Annotated in this window: 16 protein-coding genes and 2 pseudogenes; 4 read left to right on the forward strand and 14 right to left on the reverse strand. The window is 73.1% G+C overall.

Annotation, left to right across the window (positions count from 1 at the left end; translation table 11 throughout):
- Positions 1-660: 660 nt before the first annotated feature.
- Positions 661-1,278, reverse strand: coding sequence for a TOPRIM nucleotidyl transferase/hydrolase domain-containing protein (locus tag ACF1CT_RS19245; RefSeq protein ID WP_391785069.1), 618 nt, complete (start codon positions 1,276-1,278; stop codon positions 661-663).
- A 390-nt stretch (positions 1,279-1,668) separates the two neighbouring features.
- Here ACF1CT_RS19245 and ACF1CT_RS19250 point away from each other — a divergent pair, with 390 nt between their 5' ends.
- Positions 1,669-2,370, forward strand: coding sequence for an ABC transporter ATP-binding protein (locus ACF1CT_RS19250; protein WP_391785070.1), 702 nt, complete (start codon positions 1,669-1,671; stop codon positions 2,368-2,370).
- Between the two features lie 146 nt (positions 2,371-2,516).
- Here ACF1CT_RS19250 and ACF1CT_RS19255 read toward each other — a convergent pair whose 3' ends face one another.
- From ACF1CT_RS19255 to ACF1CT_RS19265, 3 genes are all read right to left on the reverse strand, one after another.
- Entirely contained in the window at positions 2,517-3,473 is a 957-nt protein-coding gene (locus ACF1CT_RS19255) for an ABC transporter ATP-binding protein (protein ID WP_391785071.1), read from the reverse strand.
- Positions 3,474-3,669: 196 nt separating this feature from the next.
- Complete coding sequence (locus tag ACF1CT_RS19260) at positions 3,670-6,420, reverse strand: FtsX-like permease family protein (RefSeq protein ID WP_391785216.1); 2,751 nt, start codon at positions 6,418-6,420, stop codon at positions 3,670-3,672.
- 4 nt (positions 6,421-6,424) lie between these two features.
- Positions 6,425-9,718 carry an FtsX-like permease family protein gene (locus ACF1CT_RS19265; RefSeq protein ID WP_391785072.1) on the reverse strand — a complete coding sequence of 1,098 codons (3,294 nt, stop codon included), beginning with the start codon at positions 9,716-9,718 and terminating at the stop codon, positions 6,425-6,427.
- A gap of 295 nt (positions 9,719-10,013) precedes the next feature.
- Here ACF1CT_RS19265 and ACF1CT_RS19270 point away from each other — a divergent pair, with 295 nt between their 5' ends.
- Complete coding sequence (locus tag ACF1CT_RS19270; protein WP_391785073.1) at positions 10,014-11,546, forward strand: hypothetical protein; 1,533 nt, start codon at positions 10,014-10,016, stop codon at positions 11,544-11,546.
- 277 nt (positions 11,547-11,823) lie between these two features.
- Here the strand turns inward: ACF1CT_RS19270 and ACF1CT_RS19275 are convergent.
- Positions 11,824-12,128, reverse strand: a pseudogene (locus ACF1CT_RS19275) (TetR-like C-terminal domain-containing protein); the annotation flags it as partial.
- Positions 12,129-12,180: 52 nt separating this feature from the next.
- On the opposite strand from ACF1CT_RS19275, the pseudogene ACF1CT_RS19280 reads away from it, so the two are divergent.
- Positions 12,181-12,767, forward strand: a pseudogene (locus ACF1CT_RS19280) (SRPBCC family protein); the annotation flags it as partial.
- 10 nt (positions 12,768-12,777) lie between these two features.
- On the opposite strand, the gene ACF1CT_RS19285 reads toward ACF1CT_RS19280, so the two are convergent.
- The 8 genes from ACF1CT_RS19285 to ACF1CT_RS19320 form a co-directional block, all read right to left on the reverse strand.
- Positions 12,778-13,161 (reverse strand): nuclear transport factor 2 family protein, encoded by a 384-nt coding sequence (locus tag ACF1CT_RS19285; protein WP_391785074.1) that lies wholly within the window; start codon positions 13,159-13,161, stop codon positions 12,778-12,780.
- 242 nt (positions 13,162-13,403) lie between these two features.
- The gene (locus ACF1CT_RS19290) at positions 13,404-13,994 is read right to left on the reverse strand and encodes a TetR/AcrR family transcriptional regulator (RefSeq protein WP_391785075.1); all 591 of its coding nucleotides are present in this window, start codon (positions 13,992-13,994) and stop codon (positions 13,404-13,406) included.
- Between the two features lie 8 nt (positions 13,995-14,002).
- Positions 14,003-14,854, reverse strand: coding sequence for an ATP-binding cassette domain-containing protein (locus ACF1CT_RS19295; RefSeq protein WP_391785076.1), 852 nt, complete (start codon positions 14,852-14,854; stop codon positions 14,003-14,005).
- Positions 14,851-16,632, reverse strand: a complete 1,782-nt coding sequence (locus ACF1CT_RS19300; protein WP_391785077.1) for a dipeptide/oligopeptide/nickel ABC transporter permease/ATP-binding protein — start codon at positions 16,630-16,632, stop codon at positions 14,851-14,853. The genes ACF1CT_RS19295 and ACF1CT_RS19300 overlap by 4 nt, the downstream gene beginning before the upstream one ends.
- The gene (locus ACF1CT_RS19305) at positions 16,629-17,570 is read right to left on the reverse strand and encodes an ABC transporter permease (RefSeq protein ID WP_391785078.1); all 942 of its coding nucleotides are present in this window, start codon (positions 17,568-17,570) and stop codon (positions 16,629-16,631) included. Before ACF1CT_RS19305 ends, ACF1CT_RS19300 begins: the two co-directional genes overlap by 4 nt.
- A gap of 110 nt (positions 17,571-17,680) precedes the next feature.
- Entirely contained in the window at positions 17,681-19,192 is a 1,512-nt protein-coding gene (locus ACF1CT_RS19310) for an ABC transporter substrate-binding protein (protein ID WP_391785079.1), read from the reverse strand.
- Positions 19,193-19,454: 262 nt separating this feature from the next.
- The gene (locus ACF1CT_RS19315) at positions 19,455-20,444 is read right to left on the reverse strand and encodes a methyltransferase dimerization domain-containing protein (protein ID WP_391785080.1); all 990 of its coding nucleotides are present in this window, start codon (positions 20,442-20,444) and stop codon (positions 19,455-19,457) included.
- 74 nt (positions 20,445-20,518) lie between these two features.
- Positions 20,519-21,484, reverse strand: coding sequence for an aldo/keto reductase (locus tag ACF1CT_RS19320; RefSeq protein ID WP_391785081.1), 966 nt, complete (start codon positions 21,482-21,484; stop codon positions 20,519-20,521).
- 92 nt (positions 21,485-21,576) lie between these two features.
- Between ACF1CT_RS19320 and ACF1CT_RS19325 the strand changes: the two genes are divergently transcribed.
- The gene (locus ACF1CT_RS19325; RefSeq protein ID WP_391785082.1) at positions 21,577-22,317 is read left to right on the forward strand and encodes an SDR family NAD(P)-dependent oxidoreductase; all 741 of its coding nucleotides are present in this window, start codon (positions 21,577-21,579) and stop codon (positions 22,315-22,317) included.
- 189 nt (positions 22,318-22,506) lie between these two features.
- Here the strand turns inward: ACF1CT_RS19325 and ACF1CT_RS19330 are convergent, their stop codons facing one another.
- Positions 22,507-23,940: an amidohydrolase gene (locus ACF1CT_RS19330; RefSeq protein WP_391785083.1), complete on the reverse strand. Its 1,434-nt coding sequence runs from the start codon at positions 23,938-23,940 to the stop codon at positions 22,507-22,509.
- Between the last annotated feature and the right edge of the window lie 98 nt (positions 23,941-24,038).

Here is a 24,038-nt window from a genome sequence, read left to right on the forward strand (position 1 = left end):
TCTCCGCGCCGCCCTTTCAACGGCCGGCATCGCCGAGTGGCGATGCCGTCGGCACTCCCCGCGCACCGGAGCGGATCGCGCCGCCCGTGGGGCGTGTTCGGCAACGTCCGATACGAGGGGCCGAGCATCTGCACACGTCCCTCCGTGATGCCGGGGTGCGCATCGAGCCCAGCGTCCGCCCGTCGGGAGAGCCCGCACGCACGGAGCCCGGCTACGACTCCCCCGGCGACGGCACTTGGGCCCGGAAGCTCAAGAACAAGCCGCCTCGCCCCGGCACATGGCGATGTCACCCCGCACACGCAATGGTTTAACCGTCAACTGTGTTGCTCCGGCGAGCCGCCCGCCGGCCTGCGGGCCTCGCGGCGCGCGGGGAGGACGATCATGAGCATCGCCTTCGCAAGGCCGGGCGCCCGGTGCCCGCGGTGGTCCCCCGGTGGTGAAGGGGTACGGACGTCAGTGACCTCGGCGACGGTGCGGCGCCCACCGTGGCCGTTGTACGCGTCGGCTCGGACCTCGTCGGGGCGAGAAACAGTCCGGGGCCTCCGGCGGGGGCAGGCCGGTCGGAGCGGAGCCCGCCCAGCCGTCGCCACCCGGCCGGCCGATCGATGTCCGCGCCCGTCCGCTGCCGGATCACGCCCGGAACGGAAAACCTTCCACGGCTCACAGGCTCGCGAGGAGACCGTCGAGCGGAGGCGGTGTCCGGTCCGGCGCGAGAGCCTCGACGAGGAGGCGGCCGTAGCGGATCTTCCGTCCCTTCTTCGTGCCGAGGAAGCGACGCATCTGCTGATGCCGGGGCCGGCCGTGCTGTGCGGGCTGGCGCTGGAAGGTCTGCCAGGAGCGAAAGTCGCCCTCGGCGAGGAGAATCTCCTCGACCCCCTCCGTGCCGAGCGCGCGAATGAGTTCGTCCTCCAGGTCCGCAGCGCATACGTAGATGTCCTCCAGCGACGCCTGTGACCGCGCCAGGCCGCGCTCGTAGAAGCCCCGTTCGCCCTCGTCGCAGAGCCCCGTCAGGCGCAGACCAAGACCGGGCGGCCCGAGGAGTCCGGCATAGCGACCGACGCTCATCGCCCCGCCCATCGCCACGACACACACGCCCTCGGTGGCCAGGTCCCGGCCGCGCCGGGCGGCCAGCGCCTCGACTGCCGCGAGGTCGCTCAGCCCTTCCAGGAGGACCGCTGTCCGCGCCCCCAAGCCTTCCGCCAGATCGCGCGCCGGTCCGTCGGAACCGCCGGTCGCCCAAGTGGTGATCGCTTCCTGGAACGCCGTCATGTCCGCCATGACGCAAGTCTGCACCTCCGCCGGTGCCACGACACGGGATTATTCGGCGGCCCCGGAAGCTGCGACGCTCCCGGAACCCCCGGCCGTGCCCGTTCCCGTCCACATCCACGCCCCGGGGCGGCCGTGGCGCGGCTTCATCGAGGTCGAAGCGCAGGAGGGCGGTGCGCGACCTGGCCGGGAGGCGTGTGATCAGGAGGAAGTACACCTGCGTCTCCTGACTGGGCGTGTACCTCGACCGCGGCGGCGTCCGGGCCGGTGGACAGCACGTCCACCACCCCGTACGCGGCTGTCGGGTCCTTCATGGCGGGGGCGGCGCCTGGCGCGTGATTGAGGACCGGGCGGAAGGCCGCGATACTGACGACCGGCCCACGGGAGTTCGAGGGAGAATACATGAGCCAGGTCGTCACGCGGACCATGGTGCGCGTCGAGAACGTCCACAAGTCGTACGGCCGGGGAGCCGCCACCGTCCACGCCCTGCGTGGCGTCTCCTTCGACGTACCCCGCGGTGAGTTCGTCGCGCTCAAGGGGCGCTCGGGCTCCGGGAAGACCACGCTGCTGAACGTCGTCGGTGGGCTCGACGCACCGGACCGGGGCCGGGTCACCGTGGACGGTCTGGACCTGTCGGAACTCGGCGAGGACGGCCTGCTGGCGCTGCGCCGGGACCGGATCGGCTTCGTCTTCCAGTCCTTCGGCCTCATCCCGATCCTGACGGCCGCGGAGAACGTGGGCGTGCCGATGCGCATGCGCCGTGCCGACGTGCGGGAGCGCGAGGAGCGGGTCGACCTGCTGCTGTCCCTGGTGGGCCTCGCCGATCACGCGGCCCAGCGGCCCGGCGAGCTCTCCGGCGGCCAGCAGCAGCGGGTCGCCATCGCCCGTGCCCTGGCCAACAACCCCTCGCTGCTCATCGCCGACGAGCCCACCGGGCAGCTGGACGCGGAGACCGGCCATGCCGTGATGGAACTGCTGCGGGCGGTCGTGCGCAGCGAACAGGTCACCGCGCTGGTGGCCACGCACGACGCGACCCTGCTCGGCCTGGCCGACCGGGTGCTGGAACTGCGCGACGGGGAGATACGGGAGGCGACGGGGGAATAGCCCTGGCCGCCGCCTGCCGAAGACGCCTGCCGAAGACGCCGGGCGCGCGCACGATGCGGGCGTCGCGTACGAAGGCGCCGGCGCGCTCCGCCTCGGGGCCCGCCCTGAGCGGCCCGCGCGCCCGCCGCCCGGTCCGCGGGCGACGATCAGCTGTGAGTGCTGTCGTCCGGCCATACGGTGATGTGGTCCTGCTCCAGGTCCAGCGCCACTCGGTCGCGCATGCCGAGTGCCTTCGTGTACTCGGCGGGCAGTTGGAGGCGGCCGGCCCGGTCGAGCATCGCGTACTCCCGGGCCACCAGCGTCTCGTGACCGGTGGTCTCGTCGACCTCGCTGCGGCGCAGCACCTCCGTGGAGGTACGCCCGTCGCGGATGGCGACCGTGCGGCGGACCTCGGTGGCCACGGCACGGTCATGGGTGACGATGACGATGGTGGTGCCCAGCTCCTCGTTCGCCGTGCGGAAGGCGGCGAAGATCTGCTCGGCGGTGTGCGAGTCGAGTTCGCCGGTGGGTTCGTCGGCGAACAGCACCGCCGGATCGCAGGCGAGGGCCACGGCGATCGCGACCCGCTGCTGCTGACCGCCGGACATCTCATGCGGACGGCGGTTGCGGCAGTCGGCGACCTGGAGCAACTCCATAAGTTCCAGGGCACGTTCGGCACGGGCGCGGGAGCGGCGCCGCCCGCCCGCCAGTTGGAGGGGCAGGGCGACGTTCTGGGCCGCGGTGAGATACGGCAGCAGGTTGCGGGAGGTCTGCTGCCAGATGAAGCCGACCACCTTGCGCCGGTAGGACAGGCGGTCCTTCGCCGTCATGGCCAGCAGGTTGTGACCGGCCACCTGGGCCGCCCCGGCGGTGGGGGTGTCCAGACCGGCCAGGATGTTCATCAGGGTGGACTTGCCGCTGCCCGAGGCTCCCACCAGGGCCATGAGTTCGCCCTGGCGGACGAGCAGGTCGAGGCCCTGGAGGGCCTGCACCTCCACGCCGTCCGTCGAGAAGACACGGACGAGACGGTCGCAGGTGATGAGGGCGTCGTGGCCGTAGGCGGGCCGGGTGCGGGTGGCGGTCGCCTGGTCGGCCAGGTCGGCGAGGGTGGGATTCGTCGTCATCGGTCTCCTTGGTCCATGGGGGGCCGCGGCCGGGCGAGGATGCTCCGGGACTGTCGCGTGCGGACGAGGCCGCCGGGGCGGAGGCCGGGACCGCCGAGTCCGCCGAGGTCCGGGGCCGCCGGGGTCGGGGGCCGGAGTCGTCGGAGCCCCCGGGGTGCGTCGCCGGACCCGCCGGGGACGGGTTGCGCCGCCCTTCTCACCTCGCGTCACCCGCTCTCAACTCCCGCACCGCCCCTCTCCTGCCCGCCCACCAGGCCTGTGCACCGGCGATTCCCACCGTCACCGCCACCACGGACAGCGCGGGCACCGTCAGCGACCAGGCGTCGGCGTGCAGCGGAGTCCGCTCCGGGGCGGCGACCGAGGGCGGTAGGGCCACCGCCGTCAGGTCCATGCCGGGGGACAGCAGGCGGATCGTGACCCAGCCGGTCAGGACGCCGCCCGCCGCGGCGAGCACGGCCTGCGGCAGGGACTCCAGGACGAGCATGCGGCGGCCCTGCCGACGGGTGAGGCCCATGGTGCGGAGGCGGGCGAGCAGGGCGATGCGCTCGGGAGCGGCACGCAGGAGTGACAGGAGCAGCGCGAGCACGGCGTAGCCGGCGCCCGCGGCCACCGCCGCCGTGTAGAGGTGCTCCACGCCGGACTGGAGGGGCGAGTCGACGTACTGGGCTCTCTCGTCGGCGCGCAGGCGGACCGACACCGCGTCCCCTGCCGCCTCGCGCAGGGCGCGGCCGTCCGCTTCCGGGCCCGTCACCAGCAGCGTCGTCGGGCCGGCCGCCGCGGCGCCGAGGCCGGCGCGGTCCACCACCAGGAAGTCGGCGCCGGTCACGGCAGGAGTGGTGTCCCGGACGAGGACGATGCGGACGGTGACACTGCTGCCGTCCTCCGTGGTGAGGGGGAACGGGGCCGAGCCGTGGGCGCGCGCCATGTCCGGGGAGGCCACGGCGGGCAGCACGGCGCCTGCCTCCCGGTCCTTCTTCAACGCTTCCCCGGGGAAGGCACCGAGCCCCGTTCGCCTCGTCAGCTCCGCGTAGCCGCCGGGGTCCACGCCCACCACCGGCACCGCCTGGCGCCCGTCGCTCGGCCTCTTCTCGTGTGCGACGCCCACCGCCGTCACCTCCCGCACGCCGGAGACCCGGCGCACCCGGTCGGTCAGTCCCGCGGGCAGGGTACCCACCGTCGAATCCAGACGGGCGTCGGCGCCGACGGCGAGGAGCGCCGCGTGGTCACGGCTCTCGCCGATGCCCGCCAGGACCGAGCCGCCGAACGAGGCAGTGGTGAGGGCGGTGAGCAGGGCGAGCAGCGGCAGCACCGCGGACACGGAACTGCGGCCTGCCCGGGCCAGGGACAGATGTCCCACCACACCGCGCAGCCGCCCGGCCGGTCCGGCCAGGCCACGCAGGGGAAGGGGGTGGAGACGGACCAGCAGCAGCGCGGCGATCACCCCCACCAGCACGGGCGCCGCCGCGATCAGCTGATCGCCGGACCCGCCGGACGTGCCCTGCCGGCGCAGGGTCACCACCGCGCCAGCGGCCACCGTCACGAGCGTCAGCTCCGCGACCGTACGCCGCCGGGACGGCCGTACGGATGTCACGTCGTGACGGAGCGCGGGAATGCGGATGTGCCGGTGGGCGGCCGCCGCGCGCAGTGGGAGGGCCGCGCAGGCGACGACCGTGACGGCGAGGACGGCCAGTGCCGCGGGCAGGGTCCGGGCGCCGGGCAGGGCCCACACCGCGACGGCCAGGCCGAGCGTCCCGGCCGGGACGGCGACCACCGTCGTCTCTGCGAGCAGGCGGGCGGCAAGACCCGGCAGCGAGGCGCCGCGGGCGCGCAGCAGGGCCAGTTCGGTGCGGCGGCGGTCGGCGGCCAGACCGCCCGCCATGGCCAGGACGACGACGGCGACCGCACCGCTGCCGAACGCCGCGATCGAGATCAGCGTGGAGAGGCCGGAGCGCAGGCGGGAGTACGAGGCGAGCACGTCGTCGAGGTCGGTGGAGGACTCCATGAGGAGGTCGGCGGCCTCTCGCATCTGCTGGAGACTGGGGCCCGACTCCAGGGAGGCGACCGCGGATTCGAGCTCGCCCAGGTCACGGAGGTGCAGGGTGTTCGGGGAGGGGGCCAGCCGCCAGTAGCGCTTGGGCAGTTCCTCGACGCGCAGGAGCACGGGGGCCGCCTCCGGTGCCAGCAGCAGGGCGCCGAGCCAGTACCGGGGCGAGTCCGGGTCGGCGGGCGCCACCCGCATCAGCGCGGGCGTGCGCAGCAGGGGTTCCGCCGTCCAGTAGGCGCCGTCCCGGTCGCGCGGGGCGACGATGCCGGTGACCCGGACGGTGAGCGTGCCCTGGTTCGCGTCGGGGACGTGCAGGACCGACCCGGCCCTGATCCGGAGGCTCTTGGCGGTGTCCGCGCTGACCGCAGCCTCCACCTCGGGCGTCGTCGCGGTGGGCGTGCCGGACGCGCGTGGCAGGCGGCCCTCGCGCAGCCGGGCGTGGTCGGCAAGGCCCGCCTGGGCGACGAGGGCGACCCGGGCGGGCTGCCCGCTCGGCCGGGGCAGCCAGGGATCGGTCACCTCGTGGTTCACGGAAGTGGTCACGCCGTACGACGACTGGCTGAGATCGGGGACGAAGGGTCGCCGGAGCGTGCCGAGGATGCTTTCGTAGTCGTGCTTCACGGTGGCGGGGCGCAGCAGTTCCTCGCGCTGGTCCTGTGGCATTTCCACCGTCAGGGGTGCCGGGGCGGACAGCCGGACGACGCTCTGGGAGGCGGGTGTCCGTTCGACGGAGCGGCGCAGGCCCGCGTCCTCGTATCGGTCCAGTGCGCGGGGGAACGCGGCGGCCAGGCAGGCGGTCACCGCCACCAGCAGCGCGAAGGCGAGAGCGGCGCCGGGGGCCGACCGCAGACGGGTACGGACCCAGGGGACGGCGGCACGCTCCCCACGTCCGAACGGGATCACCACGTCACTCCCCCTCCCTCAGCACCCGCACAGGATCGGCCTGTCGTGCCGCCAGCAGTGCCACGACGACGACCGGGACGGCGGCCACGGCCGTCAGCAGGAAGGCCACCCGCAGCGGCGGCAGCACCACCAGCAGGTCCGGCACCGGGCGGGTGGCCTCGCCGGTCAGGACGATGAGCGGCAGCACCGCGCGGGTCAGGGCGACACCCAGACCGGTGCCGACGGCCAGCGCCAGCGCGACAAGGACGCCGTGCTCGGCCACGACGGCACGGGCCAGTCGGCGGCGGGGGGCGCCCAGCGCGCGCAGGATCGCGAACTCGGCGTCCCGTTGCCGCAGCGCCCCGGCCGCGCTCACCGCGAACCCGAGCGCGGCCAGGATCGCGGCGGCCGCGGCCGCCGCGGTGAACGCGGCCTCCGGGCCCGCCCCGAACGGGTCGTCGCGCAGTTCGGCGGCTATCTCGTCGCGCACGACGATCTGCCCGGGATCGAGGTCGGGGCGGGCCCGCAGAGCGGTGGCGATGCCCGCGCCGTGCGAGGGCGAGTCCGGCCGCAGCCACCACTCGGTGGGCGTGAGGGCAGCCCCGTAGCGCGCCTGGAGCACCCGGTTCACGGCGCGCAGGTCGAGGAGCACGGCGCCGCCGTCGTCGTCCTGCTCCCCGCCCCGGGTGGTCGGCAGTTGTCGTACGGCGCGCACGATCCGCACGGGCACGTTCTGTCCGTCGAGGGCGATGTCCATCGTCTGACCGGTGCGCGCGCCGGTGGAGGCGAGGAAGCGGTCGGTGGCGAGGACGGCCACCGCGGGGGTCCTGGGCTGTACCACCTGCATGCGCAGTGTCAGTGACGGTCTGAGCCAGAGCTCGTAGGACGGGACGTAGCCCGTGCCGTACACCGCGGTGGGGTGCGCGGCGGGGCGGACGTGCGGGCGGGCCGGTGAGGTCCTGGGGCTGGTCGAGCCCTGCCCGTTGGTGCCGGAGGCCGCTGTCCAGGACGCCGGCAGGGACACTCGCTGTGCTGTGCCGGCGGCGGTCGCGGCGGTCAGGGCGTCGAGGGTCAGGGTGTGCTGTTCGGCGTGGAGGGACGGAACGGGCAGCACGAGCTGTACCCCGGTGAGCGTCATCGGTCCGTGGTTGCCGGGCAGTTCGACGGAGAGCGGGTGCGGGTGCCCGTCGGCGGGGAGGTCGCCGGCCGGCAGCGGGTAGGGGACGCCGTGGTCGTCCTCCAGCGTCAGGGTCACGGCCGCCGCGCTCTTCGTGCCCCGCGCGGAACTGAGCAGGGTCGTCGTCAGCGTCAGCCGGGTCGTCCCGGGGGGCACGCGCGCGCCCTCGGACTCGCCGGGGCTCAGCTCGGCCAGCAGCCGCTTCATCGGGGCGGGCGCCAGGTCGGGACGGAGCAGGACGGTGTCCGCCGCGCGCGCGGTGTCCAGCGCCAGCACCGTCGCCGTGCGGTGCCCGGACAGTGACAGGGTCTTCCGTACGGCGGGGACGGCCTCGCGCACATGGGGCACTGCCGCGTATTCCTGCGTGCGGCCGAGTTCGCCGCCGTCGGTGCCCAGAATCCGCAGTGGGGCGCCCGCCGAGAAGTCGGCCTGGTCGTCCTGCGAGCGTTCCCAGGAGGAGCCCTGGCCGACCGCCAGTACGCCGAGCGCGACGGCCAGCACGAGCAGCAGTACGGGACCGGCGCCGCGCCCCGGGCGGCGGCTGAGCTGCCAGCCGGCCAGCGCCGACGCCAGACCTCGCCCGCCCGTCGCCCGGCGCTCGGCGAGCCGGGCGGCCATGGGCAGCAGACGCAGTGTCAGGACCGCGCCGGCCAGCAGCGCGAGTGCGGGCGCGGCGACCAGCAGCGGGTCGATGCCCAGGGTGCCTGTCGTGTCCGCGCTCACCGCGCCCGATGTGCGGCGGTCCAGTTGCCAGTAGGCGACTCCGGCCACCGCCACCAGCCCCAGGTCCGCCCCGGCGCGCAGCGGAGCGGGCAGGGAGCGGGCGCGGGGCGTGCGGAACCCTGTCGACGCGACCGCGGGCAGGGTCACCGCCAGCGCGCACCCCAGCGCCACGACTGCCGCCGTCAGCCACACCCCGGAACGTCCGCCGGCCGGTACCTCCAGTTCCAGTCCGAGCCGGGCCAGCGCCCCCTGCCCGGCCAGCAGCCGGATCAGTGGGCCTGCCAGCAGCGGGGCGATCAGCAGCGCGGGCCCGGCCAGCAGCAGTGCCTCCCGGGCCGCGAGGCCGGCGAGGGTGGCGCGGGAGGCGCCGCGGGCGCGCAGCAGCCGGGTCTCGCCGGTGCGCTCGTCGGCGAGCAGCCGGGCCACGAGCAGCAGCGCGCAGGTCGCGAGCAGGGCGAGCTGGAGGGCGACGATCAGGAGGGTGGACCGGGAGACGAGCAGGGAGCGCTCGACCCGGTCGAGGACCTCGGGGAGGGCGGTGCTCGCGGTCGCCCGGCCGGCCGTGCCGCCCTTGCTGTCGTCCCCGGTGGGCAGTTCGAGCAGGGCGGCCGGCCCGGTGCGCGCTGAGGTGCGCAGGGCGTCGATCCGGTCGGCGGTGAGACGGGTGAAGTCGGCGGAGGCGAGCCACGCCGACCCTCCGTCGCTCACCCGGCCGCCGGTGACGACGGAGGGCGCCGTCAGCAGCGGCCCGTAGGTGGTGAAGGTGGAGGTCCGTACGCCCCGGCCGCCGAGTTCGTCCAGCAGCCAGTAGGGGGAGGCCGGCTCGGCCGGTCGGTACACGCCGGTGACGAGGATCCGTACGGGCGGCCCGTCGAGCCGGTCGGTGACGGTGAGGCGGGTGCCCGGTGTCAGGCGCAGCGACCGGGCGGCGGTCTCGGGCACCGCCACCTCGACGTCCGGCGCGCCCGCGCGCGGCAGGCGTCCCTCGCCGATCCGCACCTGCGTGGAATCGAGCGCCGCGAAGTGTGTGAGGTCGGGCTTGTCGCCGGGCCGGGGGGCCGCGGCCCGGGTGGACGGGGGCAGGGCGTACGGGCCGGAGCGCACCAGCGTCCGCACGGTCACCGGCAGTCCGTCGAACGTGCGGCGCGCGCCGTCGCGTACGGCGGTGTCGGCGGTCCGGCGACGATCGGCCGCCATCTCGGCCTTGACGACCAGCGCGGCATCGGCGGCGTTGCGGGGCTCGGCCAGCGAGTGGCGCAGGGCCGCGTCGCCGATCGCGGTCGAGTAGGCGGCCAGGGCCGCCAGCACGGACGTGGTCAGCAGGACGGTGACGAGCGCGGCGGCGATCAGCGGGCCGTGTGCCCGCGCCCTCGCCAGAACGAGTGCGGTACGCGCCGAACGCCCCCCGTACGTCGTCACTCGGCTTCCCCCACGCCTCTGCCGTCACGCTGTTCAGACTTTCCGATGATGTTGTCAGACCGGATGCGATGGGTCATTGATGGCGAAGCGGGCTTGATCGGATTGTGACTGGAAAGCTGCCCGTGCGTCCGAGGCCCGCTCTTCTGCCGCCTCCCCCAGGCGCGCGTCGCACGCCCTCGCCGGTCGGCCCGGGCGCGCCCGGGGTGGCGCCACTCCCCGTGGTGGTGCCGCCGACACCCCGTACCCACCGCCTGGGGCCAGTGACCGGGGCTCCGGCCCGGACCAGAGTGGTGCCATGCCCACACGACGCGAAACCCTCGCCGCCTCGGCCGCCCTCGCCGGCGCCGCCGTCCTGCCCGCCGCACCGCCCGCGGCGGCCGTCCCCCCTACGGCTCCCGGCCGTACGGAAGCCACCTCCGGCCGGCGTCCCGGCGGGACCATCGCCCTCACCCACGCCACTGTGCTCGGCGCGGGCGCCGACCGTACCGTCCTCGTGCGCGACGGCCGCATCACCCGCACGGGCCGTTCGGCCGAGGTCCCTGTTCCCCGCGGGGCGACGACGTACGACCTGACCGGCAAGTACGTCGTCATGGGTGGCCTCGTCGAGTCCCATGTCCACAACGACGGGCCCGAGGCCGTGATCCCGCCCCTCTTTCCGCTCAACGGCGTGACCGCGGTCCGCGAGATGTGGGGCGGGCCCCTGCACCACGAGTGGCGCGACAAGGTCCGCGCGGGCAAGCTCCTCGGCCCGCGCTGGGTGATCGCCAGCTCCGTCATGGACGGGCGGCCCTCGCTGTGGGCCAATGACACCGGCCAGCGTGTCGTCGAGGTCGCCGACGCCCCGTCCGCGCGCCGCGCGGTGCGCGAGGCGAAAGCGAGCGGCGCCGATTTCGTCAAGGTGTACTCGCGGCTCGCGCCGGAGGCGTACGAGGCGATCGCCGACGAGTCCCGCCGTCAGGGCCTGCGGCACGCGGGCCACTGCCCCGACACCCTTTCCGTCGCCCGCGCGAGCGACGCGGGCCAGCAGTCCATCGAGCATCTTCACGCCCTTCTCCTCGCCACCTCGTCCCGGGAGGCCGAGATCCGACGGGCCATGGCGAAGGTCCGGATCGACCCCGCCCTCGGCACCAGCTTCGAGCGCTACGCGAGCTGGTTCCGGCAAGTGCACGCGGTGGAGTGGGAGGCGATGCTCACCTACGACGTCGGCCGCGCCCGCGCTCTCTTCGACCGGCTCGCCGCCAACGGCACCCGCGTCGTTCCGACCCTCACCGTCCACCATTCCCTGGAGCGCACCGACCAGCTCCCCACCGGCTCACCGGAGTTCGCGTACCTGCCCGGCTGGATGACCGACTACTGGCCCGACATCTGGTCCTCGCTGACCGCGGGGCGCACCGCGCGGGACACCTCCCGCATCCACCGGATCTACGAGCACCGGCTGCGTCTCGTCGCGGAACTCCACCGGGCCGGTGTGGAGTTGCTCGCGGGCACCGACACCGGCACGGGCTACGCGGTGCCGGGCTTCGCGCTCCATCACGAGCTGGAACTGCTCGTCGAGGCCGGGCTGCCCACCCGCGACGTCCTCCACGCCGCGACCACCGCGCCCGCCCGGATGCTCGGCCTCCCGGCCGACCGCGCCGACCTGCTGGTTCTGGACGCGGATCCGCGCGCCGACATCCGTCATACGCAGCGGATCGACTCGGTCCTTGTCGACGGCCGGTATCTGGACCGCGCGGAGCGTCTGCGCCTGCTGGCCGACGTGGCACGTGCCGCCGCCGCGAGCGAGCCCCCGGTCACGGGCGTCGCGGCTCCCCACGTCTGCGTCCACTGACCGCCCCGCGCCGTCCTCACGGGGCGGCACCGGCCGGGCCTCACCCGCGCCTGTCCGGTGCCCCTCGCGGCGCGCGGTAGGGGCGGGACGGCACACGTGCCGCAATCCGGCGCACCTGCCGCGCGGGGCCCGGCGTCCGCGCCGGTCAGTTCTCGTCCGGGTCACCCGACAGCCCCTGCGCGCCCGGGAGCGCGGTACGCAGGTCCGGCGGAGCGGACGCGTCCGGTGCCGGGCACGCCGGCCTGACTGTCCGACGGGCGGGACAGCGTTGATGGCCTCAAGGCCGCCGCGCGAGCAGGCCGTCGACTTCGGCGGCGAAGAACAGGGCGGGCCGATGCCCATTCCGGCGAAGTGCCCCGCGAGTTCCAGGGACAGGACGCCGTGCAGCCGGGCCCAGAAGGCCAGGGCCCGGTGCAGGGCCGCGGGCTGGGCGGGGTGGCCGTCGGCCCAGTCCCGGTGCCCCGCCAGGTGCGCGTCGAACGGCGTCATGGGACCGTCCTCGGCGAGGGCCGCGCAGGCGTCGAGCAGGGTGGTCATGATCTGGGAAGAAATCCTGGTGGTGTCCTCGGGGGCGTGGTAGCCCACCTGCCGGTTATGACTTCTAACGAACACGGGAGCCTCTGGCTCTTTCGAGGTGTACCACGCGGCCGTCCCGCTCGCCCTCGCCGTCCCCGGCACCGTCGCCACGCCAGCCGGAGCCGCCCACCGTCACCCCGGCACGTTCCTCACCTGCCGCGTGGCGGGCGTGGATCCCGACGCGCGTTCGCCAACGGACCGAGACCCTGATCCACGCGCCGTTGCAAACCGTCTGGAAGCTGAAGACGGACGTGGCGCGCTGGCCGTCCTGGCAGGCTTCCGTCACAACAGCGCAACGCCTCGACCACGGCCCCCCTCCGCAAGAGCTCGGCGTTCCGGTGGACGACCCCGATTCCGCCCACCCCCGCGACTCCGGCAACCGAGATGGAGATCACCTCGACCGTCGGACAGCTCAGGCCCCACTCCTGCGTCCGCTGGACCGGCCCCGCGACCGGCGAAGGACTGCGCATCGACGGCGTCCACGTATGGAACTTCACGAAGGTCGAGGGCGGCGTCCTCGTGAGCACCGAGGAAACCCACACCGGCGCCCGGGTCGAAGCGGATGTGCCCACCGCGACGGAGACCCTCTGCCAGGGCCTCGAAGCGTGGCTGCACGATCTGAGGACCGCCGCCGAGGCCCGCACGGCGCCGGTCGTCAGTCCGCGTCCCGACGGAAGAACGTCTTCGACGCGATCAGCCACACCCCGCTCTCCCGGACCAGTGAGAAGTGGTTGGTGAAGTCCGCTCCCTGGTACCCGCGTTCGTCGAGCACCGCCACCGCCACCTCGCCGCTCACCTCGATCGCGCGGATGGTGAACGTGTACGTGCGGGTCCACGCGCGTTCGCCGGACTCGGCGGCCACCACCTGGCAGAACGCCCCGATCGGGGCGGAGACGAGTTGTGCGCCGAGGTGGCCCCACATGTGGGCGTCGGGGCGGAAGACCGCCCGTACGGCTTCCGGGTCCCCGGCGCGCACCGCCGAGACATAGGCCTCCACGACGGTCCGGACGGCCTCGTGCCCGTCGCCGGGGTCGCTCATGCTGTCTTCCTCTCCGGTGACGGATGTGTCGGCCATGCCGTATCCGCACCCCCTTCGTCTCGATGAACGCATTCGGCGCGTGGGAGCCCGTCTCGCGGTCCCGCCCACCGCGGTCCGCCCGGCCCGTGCGGGGTCCGCCGACGGCCGCCCCGCGTGTCCGGGGCCGGGCGCGCGGCGGTCCGCCGCGTCACGACGTCGTCCTCCCCGCGCGGCCGGGGAGGACGGGCCCACGACGACGCGGGTCAGTCGGCGATGTTCCGCATCAGCCGGTCGACGTAGGCGCGGTACTCCGGGACGAGCGCGCCGTCGGGGAACATCAGGGAGGTGACGTTGGCCCCGATGGTCATCCCGATGACCTCCCCCGCGAGGTCGGTCACGGCAGCGGCGTCGGGGGACTCGTCCTTGCCGCGCGCCGCGGCGATCCGCGCGGCGAGCAGCCGGCGCCACTCGCGCAGGTGATCGCGGTACAGCGAGGCGAGTTCCTCGTTCGCCACCGAGTGCTCCCACAGGGCCAGCAGCACGCGGGCCCCGTCTATGCGGTACTGGTCCAGCGGCAGCGTCGCCTCGATGTCGTGGCGCAGTGCCGCCTTCGGGTCGAGTGACGGATCGCTCTCCCCGATCCGCTCGTTCATCTCGGCGAGCACACTCTGGAACGTGGCGGCGACGATGCTGTCCTTGCTGGGGAAATAGCGCTTGAGCGCGCCGTTGGCGAAACCCGCCTCAGCGACGATGCTCCTCATGGTCGCGGCCTCGAAACCGCCCTGGATGATGAGCTTCTTCGCGACCGCGACGATTTCCCGCCGCCGCTGATCGTGGTCGATAATCTTCGGCATAGTCGTACCTACGGTACTGGCGATCCGCTCGTCGCACGTAGCCCGAGCCTGCTTCGCCTGCGCTCGGCCTGCCGGGCCGGGTCGGCCACCGGGGAGGCCAGCAGCAGCCGCCGGGTGTAGGGGTGCTCGGGATCGCGGGTGATCTTCTCGTTCGGGCCGGACTCGACGCACTCCCCCCGGTACATCACCGAGACCCGGTGGCAGATGCGCCGCACCACCCCCAGGTCGTGGGAGACGAAGAGGTAGGAGACGCCGGTCTCCCGCTGGATGTCGATGAACAGGTCGATCACCGCCGCCTGCGTCGTCAGGTCGAGTGCGCTGACCGGTTCGTCGCAGACGATGAGGCGCGGGCGGCGCACCAGCGCGCGGGCGATGGCGATGCGCTGGCGCTGGCCGCCGGAGAACTCGCCGGGATAGCGCGTGACCGTGTCCGCGGGCAGGCGCACGTGGTCGAGCATGTCGGTCACCGCCCTGCGTGCGTCGGCCCGGCCGGTGCCCGAGGCGGTGAGGGGTTCGGCGAGGATCTGCCCGACGGTCAGGGTGGGATCCAGCGAGCCGTAGGGGTCCTGGAAGACCACCTGGAGGTCGGCGGCCAGGTGGCGCCGGGCGGCTCCTGCCAGGTGGGTGATGTCGCGGCCGTCGAACCTGATGGTGCCGGAGGTGACCCGGGCCAGCCCCAGGACGGCCTTGCCGAGCGTCGACTTGCCGGAGCCGCTCTCGCCGACCAGGCCGACGCACTCGCCCTGCCCGATGCTCATCGAGACGCCCTTGAGCGCGCGGAACGTGGTGCGTCCGCGGCGGTAGTCGACCACGAGGTCGTCCACCTCCAGCAGCGCGGCGTCGTTCGTGTCCGTCGTCATGAGTGCACCGTCCGTCCGGCCGTGTTCCAGGCCGCGTCCAGGTCGGCGCGGCTTTCGGTGTCGTCCTGCGAGGCCCTGATGAGTTCCGCGGTGTACGGGTCGCCGGGGGCTCCGAAGATCTGCTCGACCCGGCCGGTCTCGATGATCCTGCCGTCCTTCATGACCACGACCCGGTCGCAGATGTCGGCGACCACGCCGAAGTTGTGTGTGACGATCACGAGGGCCATCCCGTACTCCGCCTGGAGCTCGCGCAGCAGTTCGAGTACTTCGGCCTGCACCGTGACGTCCAGGGCGGTGGTCGGCTCGTCGGCGACCAGCAGGCTCGGGTTGCCGGCGACCGCGCCGGCGATGAGGACGCGCTGCGCCATTCCGCCGGAGATCTGGTGCGGGTAGGAGGCCAGGACCCGGTCGGGGTCGGTGATGCCGACGCGTTCGAGGATCGCGCGTGCCCGTTCCCGCGCCTCGGCCCTGGACAGTTTGTGCACCGCGCGCAGGGGTTCGGTGAGCTGGCGGCCGATGGTGCAGCAGGGGTCGAGGTTGCTCATCGGCTCCTGGGGCACGTAGCCGATCCCGGTGCCGAGCAGTGCGTGGCGCCTGCCGGCCTCGCGGCCGCCGATCCAGATGCCGTCCGCGGTGGCGGTGCCGTCCGCCGGGAGCAGGTCCAGCACGGAGAACACGGTCTGCGACTTGCCCGATCCCGATTCGCCGACGATGCCGAGCACTTCGCCGGGTGCCACGTCCAGGCTGATCCCGTGCACCACCTGCTTGACGCCGCGCGGTGTGCGGTAGGCGACGCGGAGGTTCTCGATCCGCAGCGCGCTGTCCTGTGCGGGATGCAGCAGTTCGCCGGTGGCGCTGTCCTGCTGTCCACGCGGTGCGGCCGCGGGTGCGGGTGCGGGCCGGGGGGCCGGATCGGTCCGTGTGTTCACCAGGTCGGCGAGGGTCGAGCCCATGAAGGCGAGGGCGGCGATGGTGATGCCCAGTGCGGCCGACGGCCACAACAGGATCAACGGGTGGGTCAGCATGGTGCGGAACCCGTCGTTCATCATCTGGCCCCAGTCGGGGCTCGACGCGGTGCCGATACCGAGGAACTGGAGGCCGGTCTGCATGCCCATGGCGACGCCGGCGGTCAGCGCGGACTGGATGATGACCGGTGCGTGGACGGCCCGCAGCATGTGCGCGCGCAGGATCTGGGTGTGGGTGAGCCCGGCCACCCGGGCCGCGTCGATGTAGGGCTCCTTGCGCACGGCGAGCGCCCTGGAGCGGGAGATGCGGTAGTAGGCGGGGGCCATGAACACGCCGACCGTCACCATCAGCAGCGTGAAGTCGGCGCCGGTGCCCGCGGCCACGATCAGCAGGACGATCATGCCGGGCACGGACTGCACGGCGTCGCTGATCCACGAGCAGATCCGGTCCGCCGGACCTCCGAAGTAACCGGCGGCCACACCCGCGGGGACGCCGAGCAGGCACCCGGCGAGGCAGGCGACGGCGGCGCCGAACAGGGTCGTGCGCGCTCCGTACAGCAGGCGGCTGAAGATGTCGCGGCCGGCGGAGTCGCCGCCCATCAGGTGCCCGTGGCCGGGCGGTTCCTGGGTGAGGTCGAAGTCGACGAAGTTGGGGTCGTGCGGTGCGAGCAGCGGGGCGAACAGGCCCACGAGGACGACGAGGAGGAACACCGCGAGCGCGGCGACGCCGACGGGGCGGCGCAGGTAGCGCGCCCGGAGCTGTTGTCCGGCCGGGGCGGGTCCGGGTGTGGCGGGGAACGCGGCTTCGGTCATTTCTCGCGCACCTTCGGGTTGACCCACCCGAGCACGAGGTCGAGCAGGAAGTTGATGACGACGACGAAGACGACCGTCACGGCGGTCAGTCCGAGCAGGATCGGGATGTCACCGATCTGGGAGGCCGACTGGGTGAGGCTGCCGATGCCCGGGAGGTTGAAGACGATCTCGACGACGATGGCACCGCCGAGCAGCCCCACGAACATCACGGCGAGGACGGTGAGCGCGGCCGGCGAGGCGTTGCGCAGCACGTGCAGTGTCACGCGGCGGGCGGACAGTCCGCGGGCCCTGAGGGTGCGGACGAAGTCCTGGTTGCCGACCTCCAGGAAGCCGTTGCGCAGTTGTTCGGCGATCATCACGATCGCGCCGAGGGCCAGGGCGATCGACGGCAGGGTGATGGAGCGCAGCCATTCGGTGCCGGAGTGGCCGAGGGGGACGTAGCCGACCGCGGGGAACCAGCGGAGCTTGACGGCAAACGCCATGACGAGCATGAGGCTCACCCAGAAGCCCGGGAGGGCGAACAGGACGACCGAGGCCGTCTTGAGCACCCGGGCGAGGACGCCGTGCGGTCGCAGACCGGTGGCGACGCCGACGGCGGTTCCGGCGACGGCGGCCAGGACGGTGGCGGCGACCACGACCGACAGGGTGACCGGGACGCGGATGGAGATCTGGTCGGAGACGGGCTGGAAGTTGCGCCACGAGGTGCCGAAGTCGCCGCGCAGGGCGTGGGAGAGCCAGTCCCAGAACTGGACGAGCAGTGGCCGGTCCAGGCCGAGTTGGTGGCGCAGCGCGGCCCGCTGGACCGGGGTGGCGCTGTCGCCGAGGAGGGCGGCGGTGGGGTCGCCGATGGCCAGGTGGGCCAGGAAGAAGGAGGCGGACGTGACGACCACCAGGAGGACGGCTCCTGAGAGCAGGCGCCGCAGAGTGAATGTGATCATGTGGGACCCCTTTGGGTGCGCGGCCGGCCGCTCCGGGGCGGGCCGTCGCGGGAACGGGAACTGGTGCTGTGGCCGGAAGGGTGAGCCGGTGGACCTTCCCGGTCGCAGCGCTAGCCGCGCTGGATGAACCGCAGGGTCGGGAACATCATGCCGGTGATCGGGGTCACGGTGATGCCCTTCATGCTGAAGTAGGTGTTGTCCGCCTGGTACCAGACGTCCTGCCAGGCCTGGTCGGTGATCTTCGCGTTGAGGGTGCGGATCAGGGCGATCTGCTCGTCCCCGGTGGCCGCCTGGACGCTGTCCAGAAGTGTCCGGATCTCGGGGAAGGCCTCGGTGGACGGATTCGGGTTGAACCACTGCCGGGAGGCGATCCGGCCGTCCACCGACGCCGCCGAGTTGGAGTCGAGCGCGACGACCGCCACGAACATGGGGAAGGTGGAGGCGTTCTGCTGGTAGTCGGCCGGGGACATGTTCTTCCAGGTCACCTTGATGCCGAGTTGGCCGAGGATCTGCTGGACGGCGGGCTGCCAGGCCTGGAAGATCGAGGACATCGGCATCGTCACGCGGAATCCGTCGGGGTAGCCCGCCTCGGCCAGCAGTCGCTTGGCCTTGTCCATGTCGGACGGGTAGCGGTCGTTGAGGGAGGCGTCGTAGGCCGGGTCGCCGGCCGGGAACACCTGATTGGTCGCCACCCCGGAGCGCTGGCCCACCGACTTGAGGACGGCCGCGCCGTCGAAGGCGTGATTGATGGCCTGTCGCACGCGCAGGTCGCCGAGCGGCTTGAGCTGCTTGCCGGTGCGGTCGGTGAACTGGATGCCCACCCAGGTGGCTACCTTCGCGGCGATGTTCCAGCCGTTGCGCTCGGCGTACGGGATGTCCGCCGCGTTGGCGTAGTTGACGTCCAGCTGGCCGGAGAGCATGGCGTTGAAGCTCGCGGTCGGATCGGCGATGGGGAACACCTTCACCGTGCGGAACGGGTAGGTCGCCCGGTCCCAGTGGCGGGGCCTCTCGTCGAAGACGTACTGCGATCCCGGTGTCGACCTGCCCGCCACGAAGGTGTACGGGCCCGAGCCGACCGGTCCGCCGGCGAGGGCGTCGGCCTTGATCGCGGCGGGTGAGGCCATCCAGCTGCGGCCCAGTCCCATGTAGTAGAGGAGCGAGTCGTCCTTCTTCCTCAGGTGGAGGACGACGGTGTCCCGGTCCAGTTCGGTGAAGCTCGCGACGTTCGCGTACGTCTGCCCGGACCGGACGCCCGCCTTGAGGTGTTCGAGGTTCCGCACCGCGGCCGTCGCGTCGAAGGGCTGCCCGTCGCTGAACGCGACCCCCGTGCGCAGGTGCATGGTGAGGGTCAGGTAGTCCGGGGAGTAGGACCACGACGTGGCGAGTGCGGGAACGGGGCGGGAGTTCTCGTCCAGCGCGACCAGCGGGTCGTAGACGGCGGAGAGATAGGGGCCGTCGAAGCCGATGTCGGCGTTGGCCGGGTCCCAGGACGTGACGTCGAGGAGCGTCCCGATCCTGAGTTGGTCGGTGGTGGTGCTGCCGGACGTGGCGGCGGCGTTCGTACAGGCGGCCAGCGCGAGCGCGATGACCGCGACAAGTGTGGCTCTCCAGATCCTCTGCATGGAATCTTCTCTCGGGTAAGAGGGGCGCTGATGCCAGATCGAGCCGGGAGAGGATCGCCGGTTCTCGTCGCCGTCGCAGCGCTCGGCCCATCGATCGACGAGGGCGGGTGCGTGGGAAAGTGTTCCCCCGCACGCCATCTCACGTGTCGTGGCCGTTAGTCTACGGACGTCGGCTAAAAAGACAATGGCCCCGTCGCCGCCGATTGGCGAGCGAAGGGGCCATGTCCGGGCCGGGTGGTCCGGCCGCGGGTCGAACGACTGGTCAGACCGCCTCGGCGACGACGACGCGCGGGCTTCCGGGCAGGGCGAGCACCTCGCGCGGGCGCCAGTGCGCCGCCTCCAGCCACTCCTCGACCTCGGACGCCGGGTACACGACCGTGCCGTCGATGACGAAGTACTCCCCCGCGTGCAGGGCGTCGACGGCGCGCTGGCGTTCGTCGTCGTCCAGCAGGAAGTCCAGCAGGAGCAGGGTCGCCCCGGGCGCGGCGGCGGCGCGCGCGGCCGCGAGGATCGCGCGGTTCTGCTCCGCGGTGAAGCGGTGGATGACGTGGTTCACCATGACGAGGTCGTGGTCGCCGCCCGGGCGGGCCGTATCGGTCGGCGCCGCCTCGATCCGCGCCCGGTCCGCGACGCCCGCCGCGTCCAGCGCCTCGGCCATGGCGTCGGTGGAGGCGGGGTCGAAGACGAAGCGGGCAGACAACCCGGGGTTGGCCTTCAGCGCGGCGATGGCGAAGTCGGGTGACAGGCCGCCGAGATCGAGCAGGTCGCGGTAGGGCCCGAAGTCGAAGGAGCGGGCGAGCATGGCGGCGTGCAGGGCGTTGTAGCGCATGACCCCGGCCATGAACGTCTGCCACCGGGCGTCGTCCATCCGGAGGTCGCCGGGGCTGGTGGTGTCGACCGTGGTGTCGAACTGCAGCCAGTGGCCGTAGCTGATCTCGTTCAGGAAGCCGAGGAAGGGGTGCAGGTCGAGGTCGCCGTCGCCGGTCAGGTACGCGGTGGCGTCCGGCGCGAGCCGGTAGCGCCCGTCGCGGCGCTCCAGCAGCCCCAGTCCGTTCATGGCGTCGGCGAGGATCCGCGCCATCCGCTCGCTCACGCCGGTGGCCGAGGCGAGTTCGGCGACGTCGCGCTCGCCCTCGGCGAGGGCGCGGAAGATTCCGGTGCGCGCGGCGGCGAAGAGCTGCTTGGCCCCCATGTAGCCGGTCGCGATCTCGATGATGCGGTCGGGCGTGGCCTGTGCGCTCGGTGCGGTCATGGCGTTCTCCTGACGGTGTTGTCCTGCGGATGTCGGTCGGGGGTCCGTGCGGTGGCCGGTGCCGGCCGGTGTCATCAGGTGCCGTCCGCGGCGACGTGGCGGTCGAGCCACAGGCTCTCGGTGGCCCGGCGCAGCTCCGCCGCACCGACCCGGTCGAGCAGCGCCAGCGCACCGGCGTTGTCCTCCAGTTGGGTCCGCCGGGAGACGCCGACCAGGACGTTGGCCGTGGCCGGGTTGGCCAGGCAGAACGCGATGCCCAACTGGGCCGGGGAGGCGCCGAACGCGTCGGCGAGGCGGCGCACCTCGCCGTACGCGGCGGCGACGCGCTCGCGGATGCCGCCGACGTCGGCACCGATCTTGCGGTCCGGGAGGAGTTTGCCCGCCAGCATGCCGCCCTCCAGGACGTCGGACGCCTGCAGTGCGAGTTCCCCGGACCGGAACAGTGGGGCGTAGTGGCTCCCCTCGGCCATCGACCGGCGGACCAGGCCGTACTTGAGCTGCGCGAACACGGGTGGCACCAGCCCCCGTTCGCGCGCGACGTCGATCGCCCGGCGCAGGTCGCCGTAGCGCCAGTTGTTGACGCCCCAGGTGTCGAAGCGGCCGGCCTCGATCTGCTCGGCGACGTCGGTGACCACGCGCTCGACGTCGAGTTCGCCGAAGTAGTCGCCGACGACGACCGTGTCGGCCCGCTCGACGCCGACACGCTCCAAAGACGTCTCCATCTGCCGGGTGAAACCGGTGTCGGGGTAGTCCCAGAGCCAGAGCTTCCCGCAGAAGTGCCAGTCGGCCCGGGCGAGCCCGGCCTCGCGCACGGCACGTCCGAAGATCAGGTCGGTGCGGGCGTTCTCCGCGTGCGGGCCCATGTTGTAGTGCGCGACGTCGAAGAACGCGCAGCCGAGTTCCGCGGCCCGTGCGCACAGCGCCACGGCCTCGTCGAAGTCCATGCGGTCCCAGGTGTTCCACGACCCCAGGGCCAGCACCGGCACTTCGGGACCGCCGGGTCCCAACGGGCGGCGGGGAACGGTCTTCGCAGCACTCAAAGTTCCTCCCGGAAGCCTCGGGTTTTTCGTCTACAACCGTATACTATACGGCCGACGCCGTGACGTGGGTCACGCTGTGAGGAGAGTGGACGATGAAGAGAACACGCACCGTGCTCGTCACCGGTGGAGCGGGCGGGATCGGCCGGGCCGTCGCCGCGGCCTTCGCGGCGACGGGCGACACCGTGGTCGTCGCCGACCTGGACGCGGAGCGCGTCACCGGGGCCGCGGCGGAACTCGGCGTCCACGGCCGGGTTCTCGACATCACCGATCCGGTGTCGGTCACGCGTGAACTCGACTCGATCCAGGACGATCTGGGCCCGGTGGAGGTGCTGGTGAACAACGCCGGACTGCTCACCGTGCACGGCACGCTCCTGGAGCTGCCCGGCAGCGACCTCGACACGATCCTGCGGACCAATGTGCTGGGTACGTTTCTGATGACCCAGCAGGTCGCCCGGCGGATGATCGACGCGGGCATCGCCGGGGCGATCGTCAACATGTCCTCGATCGGCGGCCGGCAGCCCACCCCCGGCATGGGGGGCTACGAGAGCAGCAAGGCGGCCGTGGACGCGCTCACCCGGTGGGCGGCGATCGAATTGGCCGCACACGGCATCCGCGTCAACGCGGTGGCGCCCGGCCCGGTCCTCACCGAGATGCTGGCCGCGGGAATGCCCGAGGGCTCGCCGCAGCGCCGGGCGTGGGAGGACCGCATCCCGTTGCGCAGGCTCGCGGCGGTCGACGACGTCGCCGCGTCCGCCGTCTTCCTCGCCGGCGACTGCGCCGCGCACATCACCGGCACCAGCCTGCCGGTGGACGGGGGGCAACTCCTCACCTGACCCGGGCGGACGTCCGGGACCGCACGGGGTGCGGGCGGAGCCGGTGCCCCCGGCCCCGCCCGGCGCATGGGCGCGTCCGCCACCGCGCCCATGCGCCCGGTCATCCCGGGCCCGGCGCCCTCCACCGGTTCGGACGGCTTCCGCCGTTCCGGAACGGCGTCACCGCGCCCGGGAAGAACCGGCGCCGGTTCAGGGGGCCTCGGCGATACCGGCCGTCTCCACCGCCCGGGCGGCCACGGAGACCACGGACGGCGTCCCCCGATCATGGACGATCCGCCCGTCCACCACCGTCAGGTCCACCTCCACATCGGGCAGTTCGGCCGGGGCCACGGACAGCGGGTCGGCCGCGAGCACACACAGATCGGCGGCCATGCCGGGGGCGAGTGTCCCCTTCCACGACGAGGCGTGGTCCTGGCGGGCCGGCTCCACCGTGTAGCAGCGCAGCAGCCGCTCCATCCGCTCGCGCGGGTCGGCCGCGGGCCCCATCCACTCGTCGGCGGCGGCGATCTGGCGCCGCCAGTCCGGCGAGAGCACGGGCGCGTCGGAGGTCAGGCACAGCGGCACCCCCGCGTCCAGCGCCGCGCGCAACGGCCACGCGGCCGCCGCCGTGCCCCGCCCGAGCGCGGCATCGACCAGGGAATGGGTGCGCACCGCGATCTCGGGCTGCGTGTCCAGGCCCACGCCGAGCGCGGCCATCCGGCGCAACTGCGGCCCGGTCACCAGGTCGCCGTGGATGACGTAGTGCCCGAGGTCGACGTCGTGCTCCTGCCGGGCCCGCTCGACCGCGTCGAGCATGACGTCGATGGAGCGGTCCCCGGTGGCGTGGACACCCACCTGCCGGCCCAGGCGGTGGGCGGCGAGGATCATCCGCGCCAGGTTCTCCTCGCGCTCGGCGTCGTCGGCGCCCGCCACCAGGAGCGCGGGCCGGACGCCGTCCGCGTAGCAGTGGTGCGTATACGCCGATTTCATCGGGGGAATGCCGTCGGCGAAGATCTTCACTCCGGCGAACCGGAGCCATCGCGGATCGCTCGTCGTGCCGTCGTCGGCAACGAGCCCGTCGAGGAAGTGCTCCAGGTCGCTGGGGCCGTCGAGTTCGCCGTAGAGCCCGAGGACCGTGACCCTGGCCCGCAGCAGCCCCTCGGCGGCGAGCGCGCGGTACTGCCGCACGACCGAGGTGCCGAACGCGCCGGTCGGGCCGCGGTCCTCGCCGGGACCGAGACCCGGTTCGGTGTAGCTGGTGATGCCGAGCGAGGCGAGGAGGTCACCGGCGCGCAGGATCGCCCGGCGGCGCCGCGCGTCGTCGAGCAGGGGGCGCTGCGGTCCCGGACCGAGGTCCGCGTTCCCGCCGAAGAGCGTGTCCGGCCAGAGGGCGCCGAGCCATGTGGCGTGCAGATGGGCGTCGTTGACGCCGGGCAGGACGGCCCGCCCGGCGAGGTCGACGACCTCGGTCGAGGGTCCGGCGAGTTCCGTCACCGCACGGTCGTCGCCGACACGTGCGACACGTCCGTCGCGCAGGGCGATCGCGCTCGCCCCCTCGTCGCCCGCACCGAGGGAATGGACCACCCCGCCCCGCAGGATCAGGTCTGCCGATGCTGTGCGGGCGTCGCCGTCGACTGTGCGCACGGGTGCTCCTCATTGCTCTCGGGGGTCTCGACATTTGAGTCGACAACCGTAGACTAACGCATCGTCGAGCCGCCCCGTGCTCGATCCGAAGGAGCATC

Origin of the sequence: Streptomyces sp. NPDC014734, assembly GCF_043083325.1 — a bacterium.
Classification (GTDB): domain Bacteria; phylum Actinomycetota; class Actinomycetes; order Streptomycetales; family Streptomycetaceae; genus Streptomyces.